The sequence below is a fragment of the Thalassotalea sp. G20_0 genome (assembly GCF_017744175.1).
Lineage (GTDB): Bacteria > Pseudomonadota > Gammaproteobacteria > Pseudomonadales > Endozoicomonadaceae > Endozoicomonas.
On sequence record NZ_JAGHQV010000006.1, the window covers coordinates 84,917 to 105,625 of the forward strand.

Sequence of the window (20,709 nt, forward strand, 5' to 3'; positions counted from 1 at the left end):
TTTTTTCTGGAACGTCTGAAGGAACGTTTGTGAAAAGCAAAATTGTTGATGTCAATGGCATTCAGGTCGCTAATGACCTGCCGTTTGTCCTGTTTGCCGGGATGAACGTGCTGGAATCAAGAGACCTGGCCATGAAAGTGGCGGAAGAGTATGTGCGGGTTACCGAAAAACTCGGTATTCCCTATATCTTCAAGGCTTCCTTTGATAAGGCTAACCGTTCGTCAATCGCTTCCTACCGTGGTCCGGGCATTGATGAGGGGTTAAAGATTTTTCAGGAGCTGAAAGCGACCTTTGGCTTTCCGGTGATTACTGATGTCCATGAACCTCATCAGTGCCAGTCTGTGGCGGAAGTGGTGGATGTGATTCAGTTGCCAGCGTTTCTGGCCCGCCAGACGGACCTGGTAGAAGCCATGGCCAAAACCGGTGCGGTCATTAACATCAAGAAGCCGCAGTTTCTCAGCCCCGGCCAGATGGGGAATATTACCGATAAATTCCGGGAAGCCGGCAATGACCGTTTGATCCTCTGTGAGCGTGGTGTGAACTTTGGCTATGACAACCTGGTGGTCGATATGCTTGGCTTTCATACCATGAAGCAGGTGAGCGGCGGTGCTCCGGTTATCTTCGATGTGACTCATTCGCTGCAGTGCCGTGATCCAATGGGGTCCGCGTCCGGTGGCCGCCGCCACCAGGTGACTGAACTGGCCCGTGCCGGTATGGCGGTTGGCCTGGCAGGACTGTTCCTCGAGGCTCATCCTGATCCTGATAATGCCCGCTGTGATGGCCCTTCAGCACTCCGCCTGTCTATGCTTGAGTCCTTCCTGACTCAGATGAAAGCACTGGATGAGCTGGTTAAATCATTTGAAGCACTGAATACTCACTAAGTTCTGCTGTTTTACTCAGTTCCTCCTGTTTTTGTTCAGAAGCGGGAGGTTATTTGATGAAAAAGGAGCTTTTTCTGTTACGTGAGGTGCTAATGAGATGGCTGTTTTTAACTATCAGTAAATCGAACTGTAAGTAGCTGGCCATATGGAATCGAATATTTCTGGCTTCTTGGGCTGGTACTATGCGAGGCACAACGGAGGGAGCATAGCCGTAGCTATGTAACCGGAGTTGTAACGAAGCAGAGTGCCGGAACAAGGAGTCAGAAATATTCGATTTCATATGGTTAGCTACTTACATATCAACCTTAACCTTTTTCTTTCACCACCTATAATAGGGCTTGTTTCAGATTAGTCATTTTTAGTGAACTATTGTTTTTAAAATTGGTCATGTATTTAGAAATAAAATAAATCTGGAGCACATTTATGAACGGTGCGAGCAACTTCAATATATGTACAGATGGTTCTCAACGTAAATTTAGCCTCTTGAGTGATTTCCTGGATGATAACTATCCAAATCCTTTATTCGCCGGGCGTACAATTCAGAATGTCAAAGTCGAAGATAAACCGGCATTGTATCCTGAGAGCCAATCAACACAGCCTGGTTTATTTGCTGATAGTCAATTATCCAGTTTCAAAATCAGTACTGTTAAAACAGATCCTGACAGGCATTGCCCTCTGGAATTTAATGAAATTGCAGTTTCTCTTGCAACAAATACTGATAATGCGGACAAACCTCAAAGCGGGCCATTGAACCACTGCCTGGCGGGTACTGATAAGATGCCCCGGGAACAGGCAGCAACTAAGTCACTTCCTGCTATCGAAAGCAGATCCGAAGGTATCAGTCAAAACAACCGGCCGTCAGTTGATGATACTGAATCATCATCGAGTAATATTGTCGAACCTAACAATAAGAAGGCTGTCAAGAAGAGAAAACGCAAGGTGGCATGCCTGACAGGAGTCAGTAAGAAACGACGCTTGGCTAATGAGCGAGAACGGAACCGTATGGAAATAGTCAGGGGGGCAATGGGTGACTTAAAAGGAGTGCTCTGTGGAAGTTATTTCCCTGAAGAGACACGTAATGTGAAAATAAAGGATATTGAAATATTAAGGGGAGCCATTAATTATATTAAAATCCTGAATGATATGCTGGCAAATAGTTCCCCGGAGCAATCTCAATTACATTCCGCGTAGTGGATAAAATGACTTTTTGGGTGTTAACGAACATGATAGCCTGGTGATTGATACTCCCGGATCTCATAACACATTGTCTGAGTCTATTATGACTCAGACGAAAGCACTGGTAGAACATCTGATCGTATTCGTCGGTCTGGCTGTTCACTCTTGCTGGCTTATGATAAAGGCTTTTCAAATGGCTAAATTCCCATCAGTTCAATCAGTGGCTTTCTACATTCAGGCCCATAAAATACTGCGCCAACAGGCACCCTGTTTTCGGTTTCTTCCTTTACCAGTGCAATAATTTCAGCGCTGGCTAACCCGCCACAAAGTTCAATCATCTGGACACCGTTTTTCTCAACCAGTTCTCTGGCGATATCTGCGGCGGTTTCCCTGTGGTTCATATCAACGGATACACAATAAAAGTGGGCTTTTTCAGTAACATTTTCCTGGATGGATGAGGACTGTAAGCCGGGCATGGCATAGATAAATGCAAACTTCATGTGAACTCCTTTTAAGTCTGTGTCAGGCAGGCTGGATTTGTCGAAAAGTAAGAGATGGAATTCTGGCAGAGGATAAAGGAAGTGCAAGAAAGAATATCAGGGCCCGTTGGCGCGTCGTTACGAGTTCCGCGAAACGTCAACAGCCCCATGGATGGTCAGATAAAGCACGTTCTTAGGTTGGACATTAAGCTTATCCCTCCATTTTCATTGGGGTTTTGGATGGAACCACGAAGGACACGAAGAGCACAAAGAAGAAGAGCTATTCTTTTCCTTCGTGCTCTTCGTGTCCTTCGTGGTTCCATCTTTAACTTGCAGAGGAGTAGGCGCTTAATGTCTATCCTAAGAAAGCACGTTAGCCAAAGTTGCCGGCAATATAGTCACGGGTCTTCTGGTTGTCGGCATTATGGAAAATCTTCTCGGTAGGGCCGAACTCCATCAACTCCCCAAGGTACATAAAGCCTGTGTAATCAGAGATACGCATCGCCTGTTGCATATTATGGGTGACAATCACAATGGTGTACTTTTCCCGCAGCTCGGAAATCAGCTCCTCAATGGCTGCCGTGGCCAGAGGGTCCAGTGCGGATGTCGGCTCATCCATCAGAATGACTTCGGGCTTCAGGGCAATAGTACGGGCAATGCACAGGCGCTGCTGCTGTCCGCCAGACAGGCTGCTCGCATCGGCATCCAGTTTGTCCTTTACCTCTTTCCACAGGTGAGCACGTTTCAGTGCCTTTTTGGCCCGTACTGCCATTTGTGGAGCTGACAGACCACCCTGCATTTTCAGGCCAAAAGTGATGTTGTCATAGATGGACATGGGGAAGGGCGTTGGCTTCTGGAACACCATGCCGACTTTGGAGCGCAATGCGTTTAAGTCCACATGGCTCTTGAGAATATCTTCACCGTCCAGTAATACCTCACCCTGGGCATGCTGAGTGCCGTACAGGTCATAGATACGGTTCATGGTTCGCAGCAGTGTGGATTTACCACAGCCGGATGGGCCGATCAAGGCGGTAACCCGGTTGTTATAAATGGGCATGTTGATATTTTTCAACGCGGGCTCAGCGCCTTTGTTATAGAAAAAATTCAGACCCTTAACTTCCATCCGTGGCATCGGGTTAGCACTTTCCAGTCCGGTTATGGCAACGTCAGATACTGTCTGGACACTGTCGATATGCTCAGGACGTTCTTCCATAAAAACATGCACGTTTTTATTCATGGTCATTTGGCAGCCTTTCTTGCTTTCAGCCAGCGAGGTAACACGGTGGCCAGAATATTGATAATCAGAATAAAAGTGGTAATCAGCAGGGCACCGGCCCAGGCCAGCTCATTCCATGACTCATAAGGGCTCATGGCGTACTGGTAAATAGTCACCGGCAGGTTGGCCATGGGCTGGCTCATGTCCGTGGTCATATAATTGCTGTTCAGTGCGGTAAACAACAGCGGGGCAGTTTCACCGGTAATACGGGCCATGGCCAGCAGTACGCCGGTGATAATGCCGGGGCCGGCAGCGCGATAGCAGAGTTTGGTAATGACCTGCCAGCGGGGTGCGCCGAGGCCGCTGCCTGCTTCTTTCAGGGTGGTTGGCACCAGGCGCAGCATCTCTTCAGTGGTACTGACAATAATGGGTAGTGCCAGAATGGCCAGGGCGGTTGCCCCTGCCCAGCCAGAGAATGAACCGGTGGTCACCACCACCATGTTATAAACGAACAGACCGATCAGGATCGAGGGTGCGCTCATCAGCATGCCGTTCAGAAAGCGCAGCATCTCTGCGGCCTTTGATGACTTGTTGCTTTCGGATAACCAGGTGCCAGCCAGAATGCCCAGGGGGGTGGCAATAACAATGCCCAGGGTGGTCAGCATCAAGCTGCCGACAATGGCGTTTTTCAGGCCGCCATGGCTACCGGGTCCCGGGGTCAATTCGGTAAAAATATGCAGCCCCATGCCGGCAATGCCCTTGCCCACCAGACTGGACAGTACGCTGGACAATACGACCAGGCCAAACAGTGCTGACAGTATGCAGAAACCGATAAACGCCTGATTTTTGAGTTTTCTTAATGACATCACCAACTCCTTAACGCTTTCTCAACAGGATGCGCGCTGCACCCATAACCACAAAGGTCAGGATAAACAGCACCAGCCCCAGGCTGATCAATGAGGCAATATGCAGCTCATTGGTGGCCTCATTGAACTGTTGGGCAATGGTTGAGGAGATAGAGCTTGCTGGCATAAAGAGTGATGTCTCAATTCGATTGGCACCGCCAATAACAAAAGCAACCGCCATGGTTTCACCCAGGGCACGGCCAAGACCGAGAATACCCGCACCGACAGCAGCATTCTTGATGGTAGGCAACAGTACACGTGTGATGACCTCATAGGGTGTCGCGCCAATGCCGTATGCTGCCTCACGAACAACATTCGGCACGGTTTTCAGGGCATCGCGGGTCAGGGCGGTGATAATGGGCAGGATCATAAACGACAGAATGATACCCGCCGTCAGCAGGCCGATGCCGATGGGAGGACCATCAAACCAGGGGCCAATCAGGGGGATATTAACCAGGTTCTCCAGCGCCCAGAACTGGAAACCTTCAGAGAACCAGGGGGCGAAGACAAACAGGCCCCACATGCCATAGATAATGCTGGGTACTGCAGCCAGGAGTTCAATGGCCATACCCACGGGCCTGCTGATCCACTGTGGTGCCAGTTCAGCCAGGAAGATGGCGGTTCCGAGCCCAACGGGAATGGCGATAACAATAGCGATCAGCGAGGAAACCAGGGTACCGTAAATAGCGGCTGCGGCACCGAATTCACCACCGACAGGATCCCAGGTGTTATTGAAGATAAAGCCGGGGCCAAATTTGGCCAGCGCCTGCCAGCCACCGTCAATCAGGGAGAGAATGATGCCGATCAGCACCAGGAAGATTAATACGGCACTGGCAAAGCTGAGTCGATGGAAAATCGAATCGCCGTTGATTGTGCCAGGTCGTAATGTGAGAGCACTGGAGGTGGAATGCATAATTGTCGGGAGGGCAATGAGCCGTCAAGCTCATTGCCCTGAAATCCTTCCTACTTTTTTAAATAAACGTCACAGGTTTACTGGATGATGGCTGTGCCTTTGTGGGTCAGCTGCTCTTTCCAGGTGTTTTCAACCAGTTCAATGACGCTGTCTGGCATGGGGATGAAATCCAGCTTTTCCGCCATCTCGTCACCGTTTTCATAGCTCCAGTCAAAGAACTTGACGATCTCTCTGGCCCGTCCGGCATCCACCTGATCTTTGTGCATCAGGATGAACGTGGCAGCAGTCATTGGCCAGGAATCAGCGCCGGGCTGGTTATTCAACAGCAGGCGGAAGCCGGGAGCGTTTTTCCAGTCAGCGTTTATGGCTGCTGCCTGGAAAGTTTCCATTGTTGGTTGCAGAAACTTGCCTTCGGCACTGGCCAGCTGGGTGTGGCTCAGGTTGTTCTGCTTGGCAAAAGCATACTCGACGTAACCAATGGAACCACGGGTACGGCGGACAAAATTGGCCACACCGGCATTGCCGTTAGCGCCAATGGTGGTAGCCGCTTTGGGCCAGGTAATATCGGTGTTGGTGCCGACGTCGTTTTTCCAGGTTTCACTGACCTGACTCAGGTAGTCAGTGAAGTTATAGGTGGTTCCGGAGCCGTCTGAACGGTGTACCACGTAAATGGATTGTCCCGTAATCTTCAGATCCGGGTTGATACTGGTAATGCGCTCGTCATTCCACTTTTTGATCTTGCCCATGTAGATATCAGCAACAATGTCACCGGTGAGTTTCAGGGCACCTGGTTCAATGCCAGGAATGTTGACCACCGGAACAATGGCACCCATCACCATCGGGAACTGAATCATGCCTTCATCATTCAGTTTCTGTTGATCCATTGGTGCGTCGGTAGCGCCAAAATCAACGGTCTTGGCCGTGATCTGACGAATACCGCCACCGGAACCGATGGCCTGATAGTTAATTCTTACGCCGGTTTCCTGGTTGTACTCTTCTGCCCACTTGGCATAGACAGGGTGCGGAAAACTGGCACCAGCACCGTTGATCGACTGTGCACTGGCTACTCCGGAAAGAGTGGCGGCGGCTAAAACTGAGGATACAACAACAGACTTTAAGAACGTCATGGTTCTTTTCCCCCGAAAACGCTTTGAGTGTGTTTGTGTTCGATGGGGGCGAGAATAGAGGGGAAATGTTACAGAAATATTACTTGTATATTGCAGAAGTATGACAGTCTGTTCACACGTTGAGGTTATGTTACCAGCGCTTTCCCAATCCATTAGCCATTGGTAGAAAAAAGCACACAGCAAAAATCCCGGGAGGCTTTTCACAAACATCAAAATAGTAAGTTTTCATAGTTAAAATCAAGCAGCAAAAACTCAATTAAACATTGAACGAAATAACTCCTGATAGTGTCTGAATAACAACAAACGAGGATATTAAAATGACGCCAAACTGTACAACTAATAATCGACCAGTAATGCCAGGCAATACGGACGCAACGACTCAATCACCTGATAATTTGGCCCGGTGCCATGGCAAGGATCATTTGCTACCCAATCTCATGCACGTAGCTGCTTCAGTATTTGTTGGAACGTGGACTGTCTTTGTAAACAGGGTTGTTATTGCAAAACTGAATGAACCTGGCCATGATTTTTTGGAGGATCATTTGACCTTTGCTGAGTTTCAGGAATACAGAGAATTAACTCCGCATAGCTCGCTTTTCTTATCACAGTTAGCAGTAACGTCAACAGCCATTTATCTTGCCTCCGGTGGCCTGTGCAAATTGTGTGGCGGATGTAAATCTATATATGATCGGGCATGCACTTATTTTTCAGCGCCTGATGCCACAGCAAACCAACCTGCAGGAGACTGTGATTAAGCCTAAGCAGCTTCCTTAGGCTGAATTTGTACCTGGTCAGGGGTAGAAATGGTGGTAGCGACGCTCATTGGTAGTCTCATTAACTTTTGGGCAATGGTGGAGTAGATAAAGTTGGCTGGCATAAATTCAGTGATGCCTCAATACGGTTGGTGCCGCCAATAATAAAAGCAGCTGCCATGGTTTCACTCGGGCACGGCCAAGACCGGGAATGCCTGCACCTGCCTTAAAAAAATTGAACGAAATACCTTCTGAACGAAATACCTTCTGATAGTGTCCACAAAAAAAATTAACAAATGAGGATTTTAACATGATGTCAAACAGTGCAACTAATAATACTGGACCAGTGCTGCCAGGTAATATGGATGCAACCACTCGATCACCTGATAATTTAACCCGGCGAAATGGCAAACATCTTTTGCAATCCACGCTCTGTCATGCAGTTTATGCAATAGCTTTTGGATCGTATACTACTCTGATAAACCAATTTGTTGTTTCACAACTGAATCAACCTCGCGATGATTTTTTGGCCTATCATTGTTTCAATAATTTGTCCAGTGCTGAGAGAAACGAGTACACAGATCTAACTCCGTATGCTCCGGCTTATTTGTCACAGGTGGCAGTTGCGTCAACATCCTTTTTTCTTGCCACCGGTGGCCTGTGCAAATTGTATGAGGGATGTAAATCTATATATGACCGGGCATGCACCTGTTTTTCGAGGCCTGATGCTACAGCAAATCAACCTGCCGGAGACTATCCAGAAGCCAATGATGAAGTCGAAGCCACTTCCCTGGTCTGAATTCCTGACCAGATAGCAGCCATAATGCTTTACAGGTGTTATGGTTTTCGGATGACTCTGGTCATCTCTTATCCGGGATGACCATTCGCCATTCCAGCGCTTTCCCATTCCATTTGCCCGTGGCAGGTAAAATAAACCGAAGCTAACCTGAAAAACCAAACCGGGAAAATTTCCATCGACATCAAAATATTAACCATTGATAGTAAAAATAATTAAAAAAAAGTTGATTAGAATTGAACGAAATACCTCCTGATATTGTCTTAAAAATGTCAACCAGTGAGGATATTAAGAATGACTCCAATAACTCGTTCAGCCGGTTTTAACGCTGGATCATCAATGCCAGGCAATCCCGAATCCGAGGCTGTAACTAATCCATCTGATAATTCAACCCAGCGAGAACGCAATGATCTTTATTCATCAACGATCTTTCGCGCCTTATATTCAATTGCTGTTGGGACTTGTACTACCTTTGTAAAAAATCGGGTCGTTTCACCACTGAATGATCCTGGTAAAGTCTTTTTGAGGGAGCATTGTTTTAATAATATGTCCCTTGCTGAGTCTGATGAGTACGGAGAACTAACTCCGTTTACCCCGCTCTTTTTGACAGAGATAGCAGTAACATCAACAGCTTTTTTTGTTGCCAGCGGTAGCTTGTGCAAGATGTATAACGGATGTAAATCAATCTATGACCGGCTATGCCACACTCCGGCATATGAACGGCTATGCCATATTCCGACACATGATGCCATCGCAATGCAACCTGAACCTAAACCTGAACCTGAAGAAGTCTAGGACTTTTCATTTGTGAGGTGAAGCGGCTCTATTTACGGAACTGCTTCCCAAATCACCATAGCTAAATGATAAGAGGTAAGCAGCGATTCCCGCAAATAGGCAAAATTATTGATATTTAAGGGAATGTCTAAACACAATGCGCAGTCTTTTTTTGGTTTAATCGCTATTTATCAACAGATTTGATCAATTTTTTGGGGGAGTCGCTGGGCAGTAAGTAATGTGGAAATTCAGTTGGAGTATCCTTAGGGGCTCCGAAATCAATCCCTTCCTTTTTATGCATAAGCCTCCTTTGATTTAGCATATTGACTGTTTCTAGTTGTCTTTGGGACAAGGTAACCTTCTGTGGCTTGTCAAAGTGTATTTTCAGATTTTTAGCATCACGCTGACTGGCCGGCAGCGCGATTTTTTGTTGCTTGACGTGTTCTAGTGCTGAATCTATATTCGGGTGTTCCAACCGTGGCCCTCTGAGGCTAACTAATTTCTCCTCCTGCTGGTACATTCTCCTCTTGACCGCTTCAATGACGTCAGTTCCTTCTTTATTAGTGACGGCGCTGATACCCTGATTGCAACAAAAATATTTTTCCTGTTCTATGGTTTTCGGATGCATATACGTTGGCATCGTTATTCTTAATGATTCCATTCTCAATTTATTTTCTTTGATTTTATTTTCTTCAATTTTATTTTCTTTGATTTTATTTTCTTTGATTTTATTTTCTTCACCGTCTTTATCGTCTTTTATTTTGTCCGTTCCCATGACCTTTGGGCTGAGATGCTTTTTTAATTCCTCCTTGAAAAATTTATAGTGAGGAGCATACTCATTTTTTGTCTCTGAGAGATAAGAATCCAGCTGATATTGAGTGACCGGAAGCTTGATGTTGGTTTCTACTTTGATATAAAAAAGAGTCAATGACTGTTCTAAGCCATTGATCGTTACCTGGGCGTTAATAGCACCGGTTCCTGGTTGATAAAACACTTTGTCAACGTTGATTTTACCCGAAATGCCAAGCTGGTTGGCAAGCTCACTGCCCTTAATGATGTCAACAGTATGAATATCCAGTTTTTCTGAATCGTTATGAATGTAAATCATACTGTCAGTTTCAAAACAGTGCAGACTTATGGGAGGGATTATGCTATCAGGGCCACTAACAGGCATCGTTTTTTCGAAAAATTGATCATCTGCATCGCTATCATCCGCAATAGCCACACATAATGAATCCTTGATTAATGATGTGGACGCGTGATCAGTGGATTTGCCCGGTGAGGCATTAAACCAGAATGAAAAGTATCGTCGCGGATCATCATCATTATCGGGAATACGGCATTCTAATTCGTCAGAATCTCCTGTTGATGGAGGAGGCATTGTCGTGGTTTTATCGGGATGAGTATCCTTGTCAGAAGGAAGAGATACTAAGATATAACCGTCAACACTACGAACTGATATATTGTATGAAGAAATTTTTTCTGGTTGAAGGCTGCTTTCTTCAGACGACAAAAGTAAGCTTGGAAATAAAGCCTTGGCGACAGTAACCGGGATGCTCAGAAAACTGGCAAAAATACAGTTATCTTGAAGATAGCCAGTGTATTTTGAATCCATTAAATTTGATACTGTATTAGACATTGGGTGCTCTATAATAACTTTCGTTTATAAATAAGAATTTTTTAATTTAATTCGGTTCTTCCTGTTTTTGCGTCCAATCCTTTTTCACAGGATGTGATTCTTACTTTTATTTGACCAATAATTTGGAATATGGTTCCATTTTATTTCCGATTTTTCTTATTTACTCATTTTTCAAGGCCATTGTGCTATCTTATTGTTGGTTTTTTTCAGAAAACCATTCCTTGCATATCATCATCTGGCATTCAACAGGAGGCCTGATATGGACAATACCACCGCTGAACTGGAAGTTGATGCCGATCACTGTTTAGAGATTGGCCAGGTGATTGCACCCGGGGATACTCACCTCGAAATGACCATAAAGGGGGATACTGAGCAACAGGCAAACGACCAGATGGCAACGATGGAAGCCCTGGCCAACAGTATTTCTGACCACTGTCAGGTAAAGAAAACGGTGAATCTCCATCAGGGCAGTGCCACCATTGATGCCATGTTTGATTTTGACTGCACAGCAGAAAAACTGATTTTTGAATTGTATCTCAGGTAGTAATTTTACTTATCATTGTTATGGCTGTTTGATGATTATTTGATCATTGGTGCCTGGTTTAAACGATGGTTAACAGGCGATTAACAGTCGTTAACAGTAACGATCAGAAATCCACGAAGCTCAATGTTGGCGCGGTGTCCAGCGAAATTGTAAGGCTTTGACACAGGATTTTCCGGTGGTATAGTTGCCGCTCCCGTAACAATGCCACTGCTCTTTTACGGTATTGCTTACCTCTCACTTGAAATTTCCGAATTCTTCACCCGGAGTATCTCATGACCGCTATCAAGGAAATCAAGGCTCGCGAAGTCCTCGATTCTCGTGGTAATCCCACTGTTGAAGCTGACGTCATTCTTGAGTCTGGTGCCTTTGGTACTGCCTGTGCTCCCAGCGGCGCTTCCACGGGTTCCCGCGAAGCTCTGGAGCTGCGTGATGGTGACAAGTCCCGCTACCTGGGCAAGGGCGTTCTGCAAGCCGTTGCCAATGTTAACGGTCCTATCCGTGAAGCACTGCTTGGTTTTGATGCCAATGACCAGCGTGGCCTGGATCAGAAGATGATCGATCTGGACGGCACTGACAACAAAGCCAAACTGGGCGCTAACGCCATCCTGGCGGTGTCTCTGGCCGCTGCCAAAGCCGCTGCCGTTGATAAAGGCATGCCCCTGTACGCGCACATTGCTGAGCTGAACGGTACTGCCGGCCAGTTCACCATGCCAGTGCCAATGATGAACATCCTGAACGGCGGTGAGCACGCTGACAACAACGTTGACATTCAGGAATTCATGATCCAGCCGGTTGGTGCCAAAAACTTTGCTGAAGCGCTGCGCATGGGTGCTGAAGTATTCCACGCTCTGAAGAAAGTTCTCTCCGACAAGGGTCTGAACACTGCCGTGGGTGACGAAGGTGGTTTTGCGCCAAACCTGGCTTCCAATGCAGACGCTCTGGCGGTCATCAAAGAAGCCGTTGCTGCGGCCGGTTACACTCTGGGCACCGACATCACTCTGGCTATGGACTGTGCAGCTTCCGAGTTCTACGAAGATGGCAAGTACAACCTGAAAGGCGAAGGCAAAGTCTTCACTTCCAATGAGTTCTCTGACTACCTGAAAGGTCTGACCGAAGAATACCCGATTATCTCCATTGAAGATGGTCTGGATGAATCTGACTGGGATGGCTTCAAGTACCAGACTGAACTGCTGGGCGACAAGATCCAGATCGTTGGTGACGACCTGTTTGTAACCAACACCAGGATCCTGAAAGAAGGTATCGATAAGGGCATCGCCAACTCTATCCTGATCAAGTTCAACCAGATCGGCTCTCTGAGCGAAACTCTGGATGCGATCAAGATGGCCAAAGACGCTGGCTACACTGCCGTTATCTCTCACCGTTCCGGTGAAACCGAAGACGCTACCATCGCTGACCTGGCGGTAGGTACCTGTGCTGGCCAGATCAAGACCGGTTCCCTGTGCCGTTCTGACCGTGTAGCCAAGTACAACCAGCTGATCCGTATCGAAGAGCAGCTGGAAGGCAAAGCGCCTTACCGTGGTATTGCTGAATTCAAGCGTGCCTGATTAGCAGTCACTGCTGATGGCAAGGGGAGGCTTTAAGCCTCCCTTTTTTTGTTTGCCCGGCGAAGCGGGCAAACCTGTCAGGCGCAAAGAAGCCTGAATCACCCCGACCGGGGGAAAGTCAACCCGTCGATCGCCCTTTACCTGTGAACTTTTGGAGCAGACTTTCGGGCCTTTTTGCCAGGGGGAGGCGACAGTTTATTTAAAGAGCACTGGGGATGTGGCGCTAAATCTTCCTTATAAAGGTGCCAGACCTGCACCAGTTGAGCGTCATTACTGATCGTCATTAAATGTCCCCCGTGGGCACTGAATGTTACCAGGTCAAGCTTGTAATGTTGGTGCAGCGTCGATTTGTGTAACCAGTTGCCGTCTGCCGTAAGGCCATAGATTATGATGGCGTCATCATTTCTGGCTTCGATGACAATATGGGAGCCATCGTGGTTAAATTTGGCGGAGTAAACTCCGCCTGCTGTCGTAAAATTGAGGCTGGTTATCCAGTTGCCACCGGCCGTACAAGTGTGGATTCTGGCGTTGCATACAGGTAGGGATATTGGTGAGTAATTGCGGGAAAATGTCAGGATATGCCGACTGTCAGCGCTGAACGTGGCTGAGGTAATATACATATCATCATGGACGATAATCTGTTGTTTTGACCAGCGCCTGGTGTTTGCATCATACCGGTAGATCTTTGCTGTATGATCGTTACTGGCCGTGACTAAATAGTGGCTATCGGGACTGAATCTAGTAGAAGAAATTTGTCGTTTATGCTTAATCGTGGTTTTATGTTGCCAGTTGTCGCGGGTATCAAAGCTCAGGATTCTGGCAGCATATTCGTAGCTCTCCGTTACTGCATGGCGGCTGTCAGGGCTGAATGAAATGTATGTGATTTCCTGGGAGTGGTTAATACAGGTTTTTTTTACCCAACCGTTATCGGTGTTGCTGAAAATCGTTGCGGTACGATCAGGTTGGTTATTTTTGTCGCTAATGGTGATTATATGTTTGCTATCAGGGCTGAATTCAGCGGCACTGACCTTGCCATTATGGTTCAGGGTGGTCAGCTCCAGCCAGTTGCCGTTGCTGTCACGGCCATGGATTTTCGCCGTGTGATCGTCACTGGTGGTGACTATAAAGCGGCTGTCAGGGCTGAATATTGTTGAAAAAATCCTCCCTTTGTGTCCCATTGTTGTTGTTACTGCCCAGCGGCCAGTCTGGTCTATTGAGCATATTATGGCCCTGCGACCACTCCTGGCCATCACAGCATGGCGGCTGTCGGGACTGAAAGTTGCCGAGCTGATAAATCTATCAGAAATGATGATGAGTTTTTCTGTCCAGCTGCCGTCGGCATTGCAGCTGGTGATTTTTGCGGTTGAAGCCGTGTAGCTCAATATATGCCGGTTATCAGTGCTGAAGGTAATCCGCCGCACTCTGTCTTCATGGGCAATGGCTATCTCTGTGGGCCTTGTGGTGATTTCCGTTCTGCCGTAACCCGAACCGCAGCGCGCGTAACTGTTGGTCGCCAGAAAGCGTCCATCGCCGCTGAGTGTGGCTGATGCAGCCGTAAAGGGGATGCAATCGATGGATATTGCCAATTCCGGCTGGAAAGTACGACAGTTAACCATCAACTGGCTCACTGTGTAAAACAGGATTTGCGGGAAATATTTCCCTTTTTGTGGTTCCCGTGGCGGTATGTCGTTGTCTGTTACTTCCCCGGCTGACTGGCCGCAAATAGTGCTGATCAGCGTCTCATTGCCGGTGAATTGCCCCAGCCAGGCTTTCAGTTCCTGGTTGCTGATGTTTTTGGCAATCTGGATGAATTGCTGCTGTTGCCGTGGCTCGAACTGTTTAAACCAGATCCTGGCGGGCAGATGCTCTGCACGGACGATAGCCAGCAAAGACGAACAGGTCTGTGCCATGGCCTTGATATCACGATCCCCTAAAAAACCCAGTATGTGCCTTATGGGTTGCTCTGGAAGATCCAGCAATAGCAACGGCCTTGGGCTGGAAACGGCGGTGATTCGGTTATTGGTTCTGTGTTCCACGGGCAGGATGGGGGTGGCAGTCGGGGGTATATAGCTGTTGGTACTGCCAATGGGATCGCCAGTCGGCATATTCCGAACTCCCGGGTTTTTGGCCTGCGGGTGATAGGTAGCCAGTACCAGATTGAACTCAACAGGTAATACAACCTGGGTGTCTTTCGTTCATAAATACCCAGGATAGTAAGAGCGATTATTTGAGTTGCTTATTTTGATGTCTGGCTTTTTTCTAATGACCTTCATTAATGTGAAACAGTTCAAATAACTGGTCATATGTTAAACCACGGGTACTCCTGTTAAACTTCACCGTTAAGTCTCTATTACTGCCCCAGCTTTTTGCATCCTGTTTCTGGTGCTGCCCCTGCTGCTGGATAGTGACGGTTTAAAGCGGAACTGATGATGAAAAAACTGGCAATAGCCCTGTTGACACTGCTGCTGGTTTACCTGCAAACCAGGCTCTGGATTGGTGAAGGCAGTGTGGCTGAAATGTTGACACAACAAGATAACCTTGAGCGTTTCAGGCTGGAGAATGAACGTTTGTACCAGCGTAATCGTCTGCTGGCCAAAGAGGTTGTGGAGCTGCAGCAGGGGCTGGAAACGGTTGAAGAGAGAGCGCGTCAGGAGCTGGGTATGATCCGCAGTGATGAAACGTTCTTTTTGACTTACGATTAAATCCTGTATTGGTCAGGAGCCGTTTCTGAGCGGGCTTCTGGATGTTCAAATTAAGGGTATCAGAGTGAGTAGCGTAGAAACCATGAATACGGTTCGGTACTGGGCGGTTGTTCCGGCAGCAGGCGTTGGCCGCCGAATGAATATCGATATTCCCAAGCAGTATCTTGAAATCAAGGGCAAGCCCCTGGTGGTGCATACTCTGGAGCGGTTGCTGGATTTTCCCGGTCTGGAAAAGATCGTGGTGGTGCTTGATCATAATGATGAGTATCACCAATCCATTGAATTACTCCGCAACCCAAGAATTCTCCTGGCCCAGGGGGGGGATGAGCGTTACCACTCGGTACTTAATGGTTTGAAAGTGCTATTGGATATAGGTTCCCCTGATGACTGGGTACTGGTTCATGATGTGGCCCGCCCCTGCATTCGCCGTTCTGATATGGAGTGGCTGGTTAATCAGCTCCATAACCACCCTGTGGGAGGTCTGCTGGGTTGCCCGGTTACCGATACCATCAAGCGGGCCGGGGGCAATGATGTTGTATCTGAAACAGTAGACCGTCAGGGACTCTGGCATGCCATGACACCGCAGATGTTCCGTCTCGAAATGCTGCACGATGCAATGGCAAAAGCGATAGCGGATAAGATGCCGGTAACGGATGAAGCCAGTGCCATTGAATACGCTGGCAAACAGCCCGTGATGGTGGAAGGACATGCCGATAATATTAAGGTGACCCGGGGAACTGATCTGGCTCTGGCCACTCTATATATAGAACAGCAGTCGAAACTTATTGAGGTCACTTGATGCGTATTGGTCATGGGTTTGATGTTCACCGCTTTGGTGAAGGTGATTATATTGTTCTGGGCGGAGTGAAAATCCCTCACACCCATGGGCTGGTGGCGCACTCTGATGGCGATGTGCTGCTTCATGCCCTTTGCGACGCACTTCTGGGAGCGGCAGGTCTGGGTGATATTGGCAAGCATTTTCCGGATACTGATGAACGCTATGCTGGCATTGATAGTCGCAAGTTACTGCGTCATGTTATTGCCCTGCTTGAGCAGCACAACCTGGTTCCCGTCAATATGGACAGTACCATCATTGCCCAGTCTCCTAAAATGGCACCGCACATTGATCAGATGCGGCAGAATATCAGCGAAGACATGGGGATTGACCCATCTCTGGTGAATGTCAAAGCGACCACCACTGAAAAGCTGGGCTATACCGGTAGAAAAGAGGGTATCGCAGTTCACGCCGTTGTTCTGTTGACAGATTTGGGATCATGATTCAAAGGGTGGAGTCTTCTGGACAAGGAGGCCCACCACCCATGGTTATTTTTCGGTATTCCCTTTCAAAAACTGCGTCAAACGCGGTATTGTTTATTGTTAATTTTTGCTTTGTTGAGTGCGCATCATGGATGCAGATGTACCGATGCCTGCCGATTACTCCGTTGATTGGTATTATGCCTTTGGTGGTCCTTTAGGTGGTTGTCTTTTCAAGTCCTGTCATGAAGATTTTCTGGTTGATGAGCTGTTGCCTTTTGAGCCGGAAGGTGAAGGTGAACACCTTTTTCTGCTGATTGAAAAAAAAGGTGAGAATACCGACTGGGTTGCAAGGCTTCTGGCGAGACATGCAGGAGTCAGAAGACAGTCGGTAAGTTATGCCGGGAGAAAAGATCGCCATGGAACTACACGTCAATGGTTTTGTGTTTCCCTGCCTGGTATGGCTGATCCCGACTGGAGTGGGCTGGAGAGTGATACCATACGGATCATTCGACAGGCTCGCCACCGGAAAAAACTGAAAACCGGTGCCCTGAAGGCAAATGACTTCTGTATCACATTGCGGAGTGTTGATGCTGATCCTGCACTGGTTAATGCCCGGTTAGAGCAGATATCTCGTGAAGGGGTGCCTAATTACTTCGGTGAACAGCGCTTTGGTCATGAGGGGCGTAATATTGACAAAGCCGTCGATATGCTGGCTGGAAAATTCAGGGTTCAGCGTAATAAACGATCGGTCTATCTGTCTGCAGCCCGATCCTGGCTGTTTAACCGGGTTCTGTCGCAAAAGGTTATTGCCGGGGTCTGGAACCAGTATCTTTGTGGAGATGCATTAGGATTTCCAGATAGTAATAGCCTGATTTTTGCAGCGCCGGACGAAGCCATGATGACCCGCCTGGGGAATGGTGAGCTGAGTCCGACTTCGCCGCTGTGGGGCAGGGGGGCATCGAAAGTGACCGACCAGGTGTTGACTTTTGAACAGTCGGTCACTGTCGGATATCCTCAGTTTTGTGATGGACTTGAGAGGGCCGGTTTGCTACAGGAGCGCAGAGTTAACCGCCTGATACCTCAGCAGTTCACCTGGGTGTGGGAAAACAGTCCGGAAGGAAGTTCACTGGTATTGCGCTTCCGGTTGCCAAAGGGCTGTTTTGCGACTTCTGTGCTCAGGGAGTTGTTTAATTGTTATGAAAAAGAACCATGAAGCATGGTCGTGAAATGAGTCATGCAGTTCACGACAGTGGGCTTAAGAAAAGTTTGGATTAATTCAGGATTGAGGGACTATGACCATATTGCTATCCAATGATGATGGCGTTACCGCCAGGGGATTGGCCCTTTCGTTTGCCACCATGAAATCCCACGGTCAGTGCTGGGTAGTGGCTCCAGATAATGATTGTTCTGGCAAGGGCCATTCCCTCACTCTGGACCGGCCGCTGCGTATGAAAGAGCACGACAATGGGTTCTTCAGCGTGAACGGGACACCGGCAGATTGTGTCAACCTCGCCGTCAGTGGGCTGTTTGGCCGCCTTCCGGAACGCGTAGTTTCCGGTATTAACAGTTGCGCAAACCTGGGCGATGATGTGCTCTACTCGGGGACTGTGGCTGCGGCTATGGAAGGACGCATGCTGGCAAAAACCGCAATCGCTATTTCATCCTGTGGTCAAGGGGATCACCACCTGGAAGTGAGCGCCAGGGTGTTGCACGATTTGATGTTGCGCCTTGAGGATCAGGTTCTGCCAGAAGGCACGATACTTAACGTCAATGTCCCGGCCTGTGACTATGAAGAGATCCGTGGAATGAAAATTACCCGGCTCGGCCATCGTCACCCGTCAAAGCCTCCGGTAAAAATCACCGATCCCCGTGGCAATACGGTGTGGTGGATCGGCGGTGTTGGTAAGCCCCTGGTTGCTGAGGAAGGGACTGATTTTCATGCAGTGGCTTCTGGCTATGTATCCATTACCCCATTGCAATACGATAAGACCAGCCATGCAACGTTATCACTGATGGAGGATTGGCTTGGAGCCTGTGTATGAGGGATCTTGAAATTGATGGTATCGGTATGACGTCACGCCGCACCAGAGAGCGGCTGATCCAGCGCCTGATGGATCAGGGTATTCAGTCCGGCAAGGTTCTGGATGCCATTCGCACCATTCCCCGTCATCTTTTTCTCGATGAGGCGCTGTCGCATCGTGCTTACGAAGACACAGCACTGCCGATTGGTCATAATCAGACGCTGTCCCAGCCATATATTGTGGCCAAAATGACAGAAGAACTGTTGGCCCGGGGTGAACTGAACAAGGTACTGGAAATTGGCACCGGATCCGGTTATCAGACGGCTGTGCTTGCTTCGCTGGTGGCTAAGGTCTACTCCGTGGAACGCATCAGGCCATTGCAGGAGAAGGCACAGCAGAGACTCTCCAGGCTCTCTATGAATAATGTTCGTCTTCGTCATACCGATGGTGGTATGGGCTGGCCGGAAGAAAGTCCATTTGATGGGATTATCGTCACGGCGGCACCGGGAGAAATTCCGGCAGCGTTGTTGAGCCAGCTGTCTCCGGAAGGTGGCAGGCTGGTCATTCCGGTTGGAGGAAACAACTTTCAGGATCTTGTGTTGGTGACCAGAAACGGTGATGAGTATCAGCGCAAGGTGTTGGAAGCTGTCCGGTTTGTACCATTGCTGGCCGGTGTTATACGCTGATACCTGATAAAAAAGACGTTGCCTTTTTTTACAACGTACCCACACAAAAAGCAGTCAGTCAGGGATGGCTGATGGCATTTTACTTAACTTCTGTTCCAAAGGTCAGAACATGTCGAATCATTCTTCTTACTTTGCCCTCATCGCCAGGGGAATGGCTATGGGGGCCGCCGATGTTGTGCCGGGCGTATCCGGTGGAACCATCGCATTTATTACCGGCATTTATGACCGGCTGCTGAATGCCTTGAAAAGTGTTAACCCATCGTTACTGAAGGTACTTGGTGAGGAAGGGGTTGCCGGTGTGTGGCAGAGAATAGACGGCACATTTCTGGTGTGTGTGTTTGGTGGTGTGCTGACCAGTATTCTGTCCTTTGCCCATGTGATTACCTGGTTTCTGGCGACGTATCCGGAGATGCTCTGGGCATTCTTTTTTGGTCTGATTCTGGTGTCCGGATTGCATATGATTCGTCAGGTTGATCAGTGGAATGTGGCGACTATCATCACCCTGATCGCTGGTATTGTGATTGCTTATGCTGTAGGTGTATTAACCCCGACCAGTCTTGAACCAGAGCCCGTGACGCTGTTTTTTGCCGGTAGCATTGCAATCTGCGCGATGATTCTGCCAGGTATTTCCGGTAGCTTTATGTTACTGATGATGGGGCTGTATGGTCCGGTCATTGATGCCGTGAAAAGTTTGGATTTCAGTGTGCTGACCGTTTTTGGCCTGGGTTGTATCGGCGGTTTGCTCAGCTTTTCTCATGTGTTGTCATGGCTGCTAAACAAGCACCGCGATCTGGCGATTTCACTATTGACCGGCCTGATGCTTGGAGCCCTGGGCAAAGTCTGGCCATGGAAGGAGACGCTGGAAACACGGATTAACAGTTCCGGTGAGTTGGTCCCGCTGATTCAGGCGAATGTTTCGCCGATGAATTATCAGGGAATTACCGGGCAGCCTGCTTATCTGGTTGAATCTATTGGGCTGATGATTTTTGCCATTGCTTTGGTGGCGATGATTGAGTGGATGGGTAGTAAAAAGCACTAAATCATCGTGCCAATATAGGTGAAAATACTAACATTGGTATAATATTTTAAACCATAAGTTACATTCTATATTCGATTATTGAATATATGATTTTTGTGGGTATGCAGGGTAGTGGAGTTGATAAAGTGTTGGATTTCATGAAAATCACTCTGATTAATTTGAGTGATTGCTCAATAAAAATACTTTTTCTAACAGCCTGCCTGCTAACTGCAAGTTGCAGCCATGATCCGGCCAGGG

General features: G+C 48.0%; 21 protein-coding genes. 14 read left to right on the forward strand and 7 right to left on the reverse strand.

Features of this window, described 5'->3' with window-relative positions:
• Nucleotides 1-29: 29 nt before the first annotated feature.
• Together kdsA and J7438_RS05190 are read left to right on the forward strand one after the other, a co-directional pair.
• Nucleotides 30-881 (forward strand): 3-deoxy-8-phosphooctulonate synthase, encoded by an 852-nt coding sequence (gene kdsA, locus J7438_RS05185; protein ID WP_209275699.1) that lies wholly within the window; start codon nucleotides 30-32, stop codon nucleotides 879-881.
• Nucleotides 882-1,304: 423 nt separating this feature from the next.
• The gene (locus J7438_RS05190) at nucleotides 1,305-2,072 is read left to right on the forward strand and encodes a helix-loop-helix domain-containing protein (protein ID WP_209275700.1); all 768 of its coding nucleotides are present in this window, start codon (nucleotides 1,305-1,307) and stop codon (nucleotides 2,070-2,072) included.
• 182 nt (nucleotides 2,073-2,254) lie between these two features.
• On the opposite strand, the gene J7438_RS05195 is transcribed toward J7438_RS05190, so the two are convergent.
• From J7438_RS05195 to pstS, 5 genes are all read right to left on the reverse strand, one after another.
• Complete coding sequence (locus J7438_RS05195) at nucleotides 2,255-2,557, reverse strand: DUF6506 family protein (RefSeq protein ID WP_209200064.1); 303 nt, start codon at nucleotides 2,555-2,557, stop codon at nucleotides 2,255-2,257.
• A gap of 352 nt (nucleotides 2,558-2,909) precedes the next feature.
• On the reverse strand, nucleotides 2,910-3,773 hold the full coding sequence (gene pstB / locus J7438_RS05200) for a phosphate ABC transporter ATP-binding protein PstB (protein ID WP_286196418.1): 864 nt from the start codon (nucleotides 3,771-3,773) through the stop codon (nucleotides 2,910-2,912).
• 2 nt (nucleotides 3,774-3,775) lie between these two features.
• Nucleotides 3,776-4,618, reverse strand: coding sequence for a phosphate ABC transporter permease PstA (pstA, locus tag J7438_RS05205; RefSeq protein ID WP_209275701.1), 843 nt, complete (start codon nucleotides 4,616-4,618; stop codon nucleotides 3,776-3,778).
• 10 nt (nucleotides 4,619-4,628) lie between these two features.
• Nucleotides 4,629-5,570: a phosphate ABC transporter permease subunit PstC gene (gene pstC, locus J7438_RS05210; RefSeq protein WP_209200066.1), complete on the reverse strand. Its 942-nt coding sequence runs from the start codon at nucleotides 5,568-5,570 to the stop codon at nucleotides 4,629-4,631.
• Nucleotides 5,571-5,647: 77 nt separating this feature from the next.
• Nucleotides 5,648-6,697 carry a phosphate ABC transporter substrate-binding protein PstS gene (gene pstS / locus J7438_RS05215; RefSeq protein WP_209275702.1) on the reverse strand — a complete coding sequence of 350 codons (1,050 nt, stop codon included), beginning with the start codon at nucleotides 6,695-6,697 and terminating at the stop codon, nucleotides 5,648-5,650.
• A gap of 317 nt (nucleotides 6,698-7,014) precedes the next feature.
• On the opposite strand from pstS, the gene J7438_RS05220 reads away from it, so the two are divergent.
• The 3 genes from J7438_RS05220 to J7438_RS05230 all read left to right on the forward strand — a co-directional run bounded on the left by J7438_RS05220 (nucleotide 7,015) and on the right by J7438_RS05230 (nucleotide 9,040).
• On the forward strand, nucleotides 7,015-7,452 hold the full coding sequence (locus J7438_RS05220) for a hypothetical protein (protein ID WP_209275703.1): 438 nt from the start codon (nucleotides 7,015-7,017) through the stop codon (nucleotides 7,450-7,452).
• 307 nt (nucleotides 7,453-7,759) lie between these two features.
• On the forward strand, nucleotides 7,760-8,248 hold the full coding sequence (locus J7438_RS05225; protein ID WP_209275704.1) for a hypothetical protein: 489 nt from the start codon (nucleotides 7,760-7,762) through the stop codon (nucleotides 8,246-8,248).
• 291 nt (nucleotides 8,249-8,539) lie between these two features.
• Nucleotides 8,540-9,040 (forward strand): hypothetical protein, encoded by a 501-nt coding sequence (locus tag J7438_RS05230; RefSeq protein ID WP_209275705.1) that lies wholly within the window; start codon nucleotides 8,540-8,542, stop codon nucleotides 9,038-9,040.
• Between the two features lie 163 nt (nucleotides 9,041-9,203).
• Here J7438_RS05230 and J7438_RS05235 read toward each other — a convergent pair whose 3' ends face one another.
• Entirely contained in the window at nucleotides 9,204-10,658 is a 1,455-nt protein-coding gene (locus tag J7438_RS05235) for a hypothetical protein (protein ID WP_209275706.1), read from the reverse strand.
• A 259-nt stretch (nucleotides 10,659-10,917) separates the two neighbouring features.
• Here J7438_RS05235 and J7438_RS05240 point away from each other — a divergent pair, with 259 nt between their 5' ends.
• Nucleotides 10,918-11,202 carry a DUF406 family protein gene (locus J7438_RS05240; RefSeq protein ID WP_209275707.1) on the forward strand — a complete coding sequence of 95 codons (285 nt, stop codon included), beginning with the start codon at nucleotides 10,918-10,920 and terminating at the stop codon, nucleotides 11,200-11,202.
• 272 nt (nucleotides 11,203-11,474) lie between these two features.
• Nucleotides 11,475-12,767 (forward strand): phosphopyruvate hydratase, encoded by a 1,293-nt coding sequence (gene eno / locus J7438_RS05245; RefSeq protein WP_209275708.1) that lies wholly within the window; start codon nucleotides 11,475-11,477, stop codon nucleotides 12,765-12,767.
• A 137-nt stretch (nucleotides 12,768-12,904) separates the two neighbouring features.
• On the opposite strand, the gene J7438_RS05250 is transcribed toward eno, so the two are convergent.
• Nucleotides 12,905-14,872, reverse strand: coding sequence for a WD40 repeat domain-containing protein (locus J7438_RS05250; RefSeq protein ID WP_209275709.1), 1,968 nt, complete (start codon nucleotides 14,870-14,872; stop codon nucleotides 12,905-12,907).
• A gap of 321 nt (nucleotides 14,873-15,193) precedes the next feature.
• Here J7438_RS05250 and J7438_RS05255 point away from each other — a divergent pair, with 321 nt between their 5' ends.
• The 7 genes from J7438_RS05255 (at nucleotide 15,194) to J7438_RS05285 (ending at nucleotide 20,472) form a co-directional block, all read left to right on the forward strand.
• The gene (locus tag J7438_RS05255; protein WP_209200075.1) at nucleotides 15,194-15,469 is read left to right on the forward strand and encodes a septum formation initiator family protein; all 276 of its coding nucleotides are present in this window, start codon (nucleotides 15,194-15,196) and stop codon (nucleotides 15,467-15,469) included.
• 64 nt (nucleotides 15,470-15,533) lie between these two features.
• On the forward strand, nucleotides 15,534-16,268 hold the full coding sequence (ispD, locus tag J7438_RS05260) for a 2-C-methyl-D-erythritol 4-phosphate cytidylyltransferase (protein ID WP_209200076.1): 735 nt from the start codon (nucleotides 15,534-15,536) through the stop codon (nucleotides 16,266-16,268).
• Nucleotides 16,268-16,747, forward strand: a complete 480-nt coding sequence (gene ispF, locus J7438_RS05265) for a 2-C-methyl-D-erythritol 2,4-cyclodiphosphate synthase (protein WP_209275710.1) — start codon at nucleotides 16,268-16,270, stop codon at nucleotides 16,745-16,747. The genes ispD and ispF overlap by 1 nt, the downstream gene beginning before the upstream one ends.
• 127 nt (nucleotides 16,748-16,874) lie before the next feature.
• Nucleotides 16,875-17,939, forward strand: coding sequence for a tRNA pseudouridine(13) synthase TruD (truD, locus tag J7438_RS05270; protein WP_209275711.1), 1,065 nt, complete (start codon nucleotides 16,875-16,877; stop codon nucleotides 17,937-17,939).
• Nucleotides 17,940-18,018: 79 nt separating this feature from the next.
• The gene (gene surE, locus J7438_RS05275) at nucleotides 18,019-18,768 is read left to right on the forward strand and encodes a 5'/3'-nucleotidase SurE (protein ID WP_209275712.1); all 750 of its coding nucleotides are present in this window, start codon (nucleotides 18,019-18,021) and stop codon (nucleotides 18,766-18,768) included.
• On the forward strand, nucleotides 18,765-19,433 hold the full coding sequence (locus J7438_RS05280) for a protein-L-isoaspartate(D-aspartate) O-methyltransferase (protein ID WP_209275713.1): 669 nt from the start codon (nucleotides 18,765-18,767) through the stop codon (nucleotides 19,431-19,433). The genes surE and J7438_RS05280 overlap by 4 nt, the downstream gene beginning before the upstream one ends.
• A gap of 109 nt (nucleotides 19,434-19,542) precedes the next feature.
• On the forward strand, nucleotides 19,543-20,472 hold the full coding sequence (locus J7438_RS05285; RefSeq protein ID WP_209200080.1) for a polyprenyl-phosphate transporter: 930 nt from the start codon (nucleotides 19,543-19,545) through the stop codon (nucleotides 20,470-20,472).
• Nucleotides 20,473-20,709 lie beyond the last annotated feature (237 nt).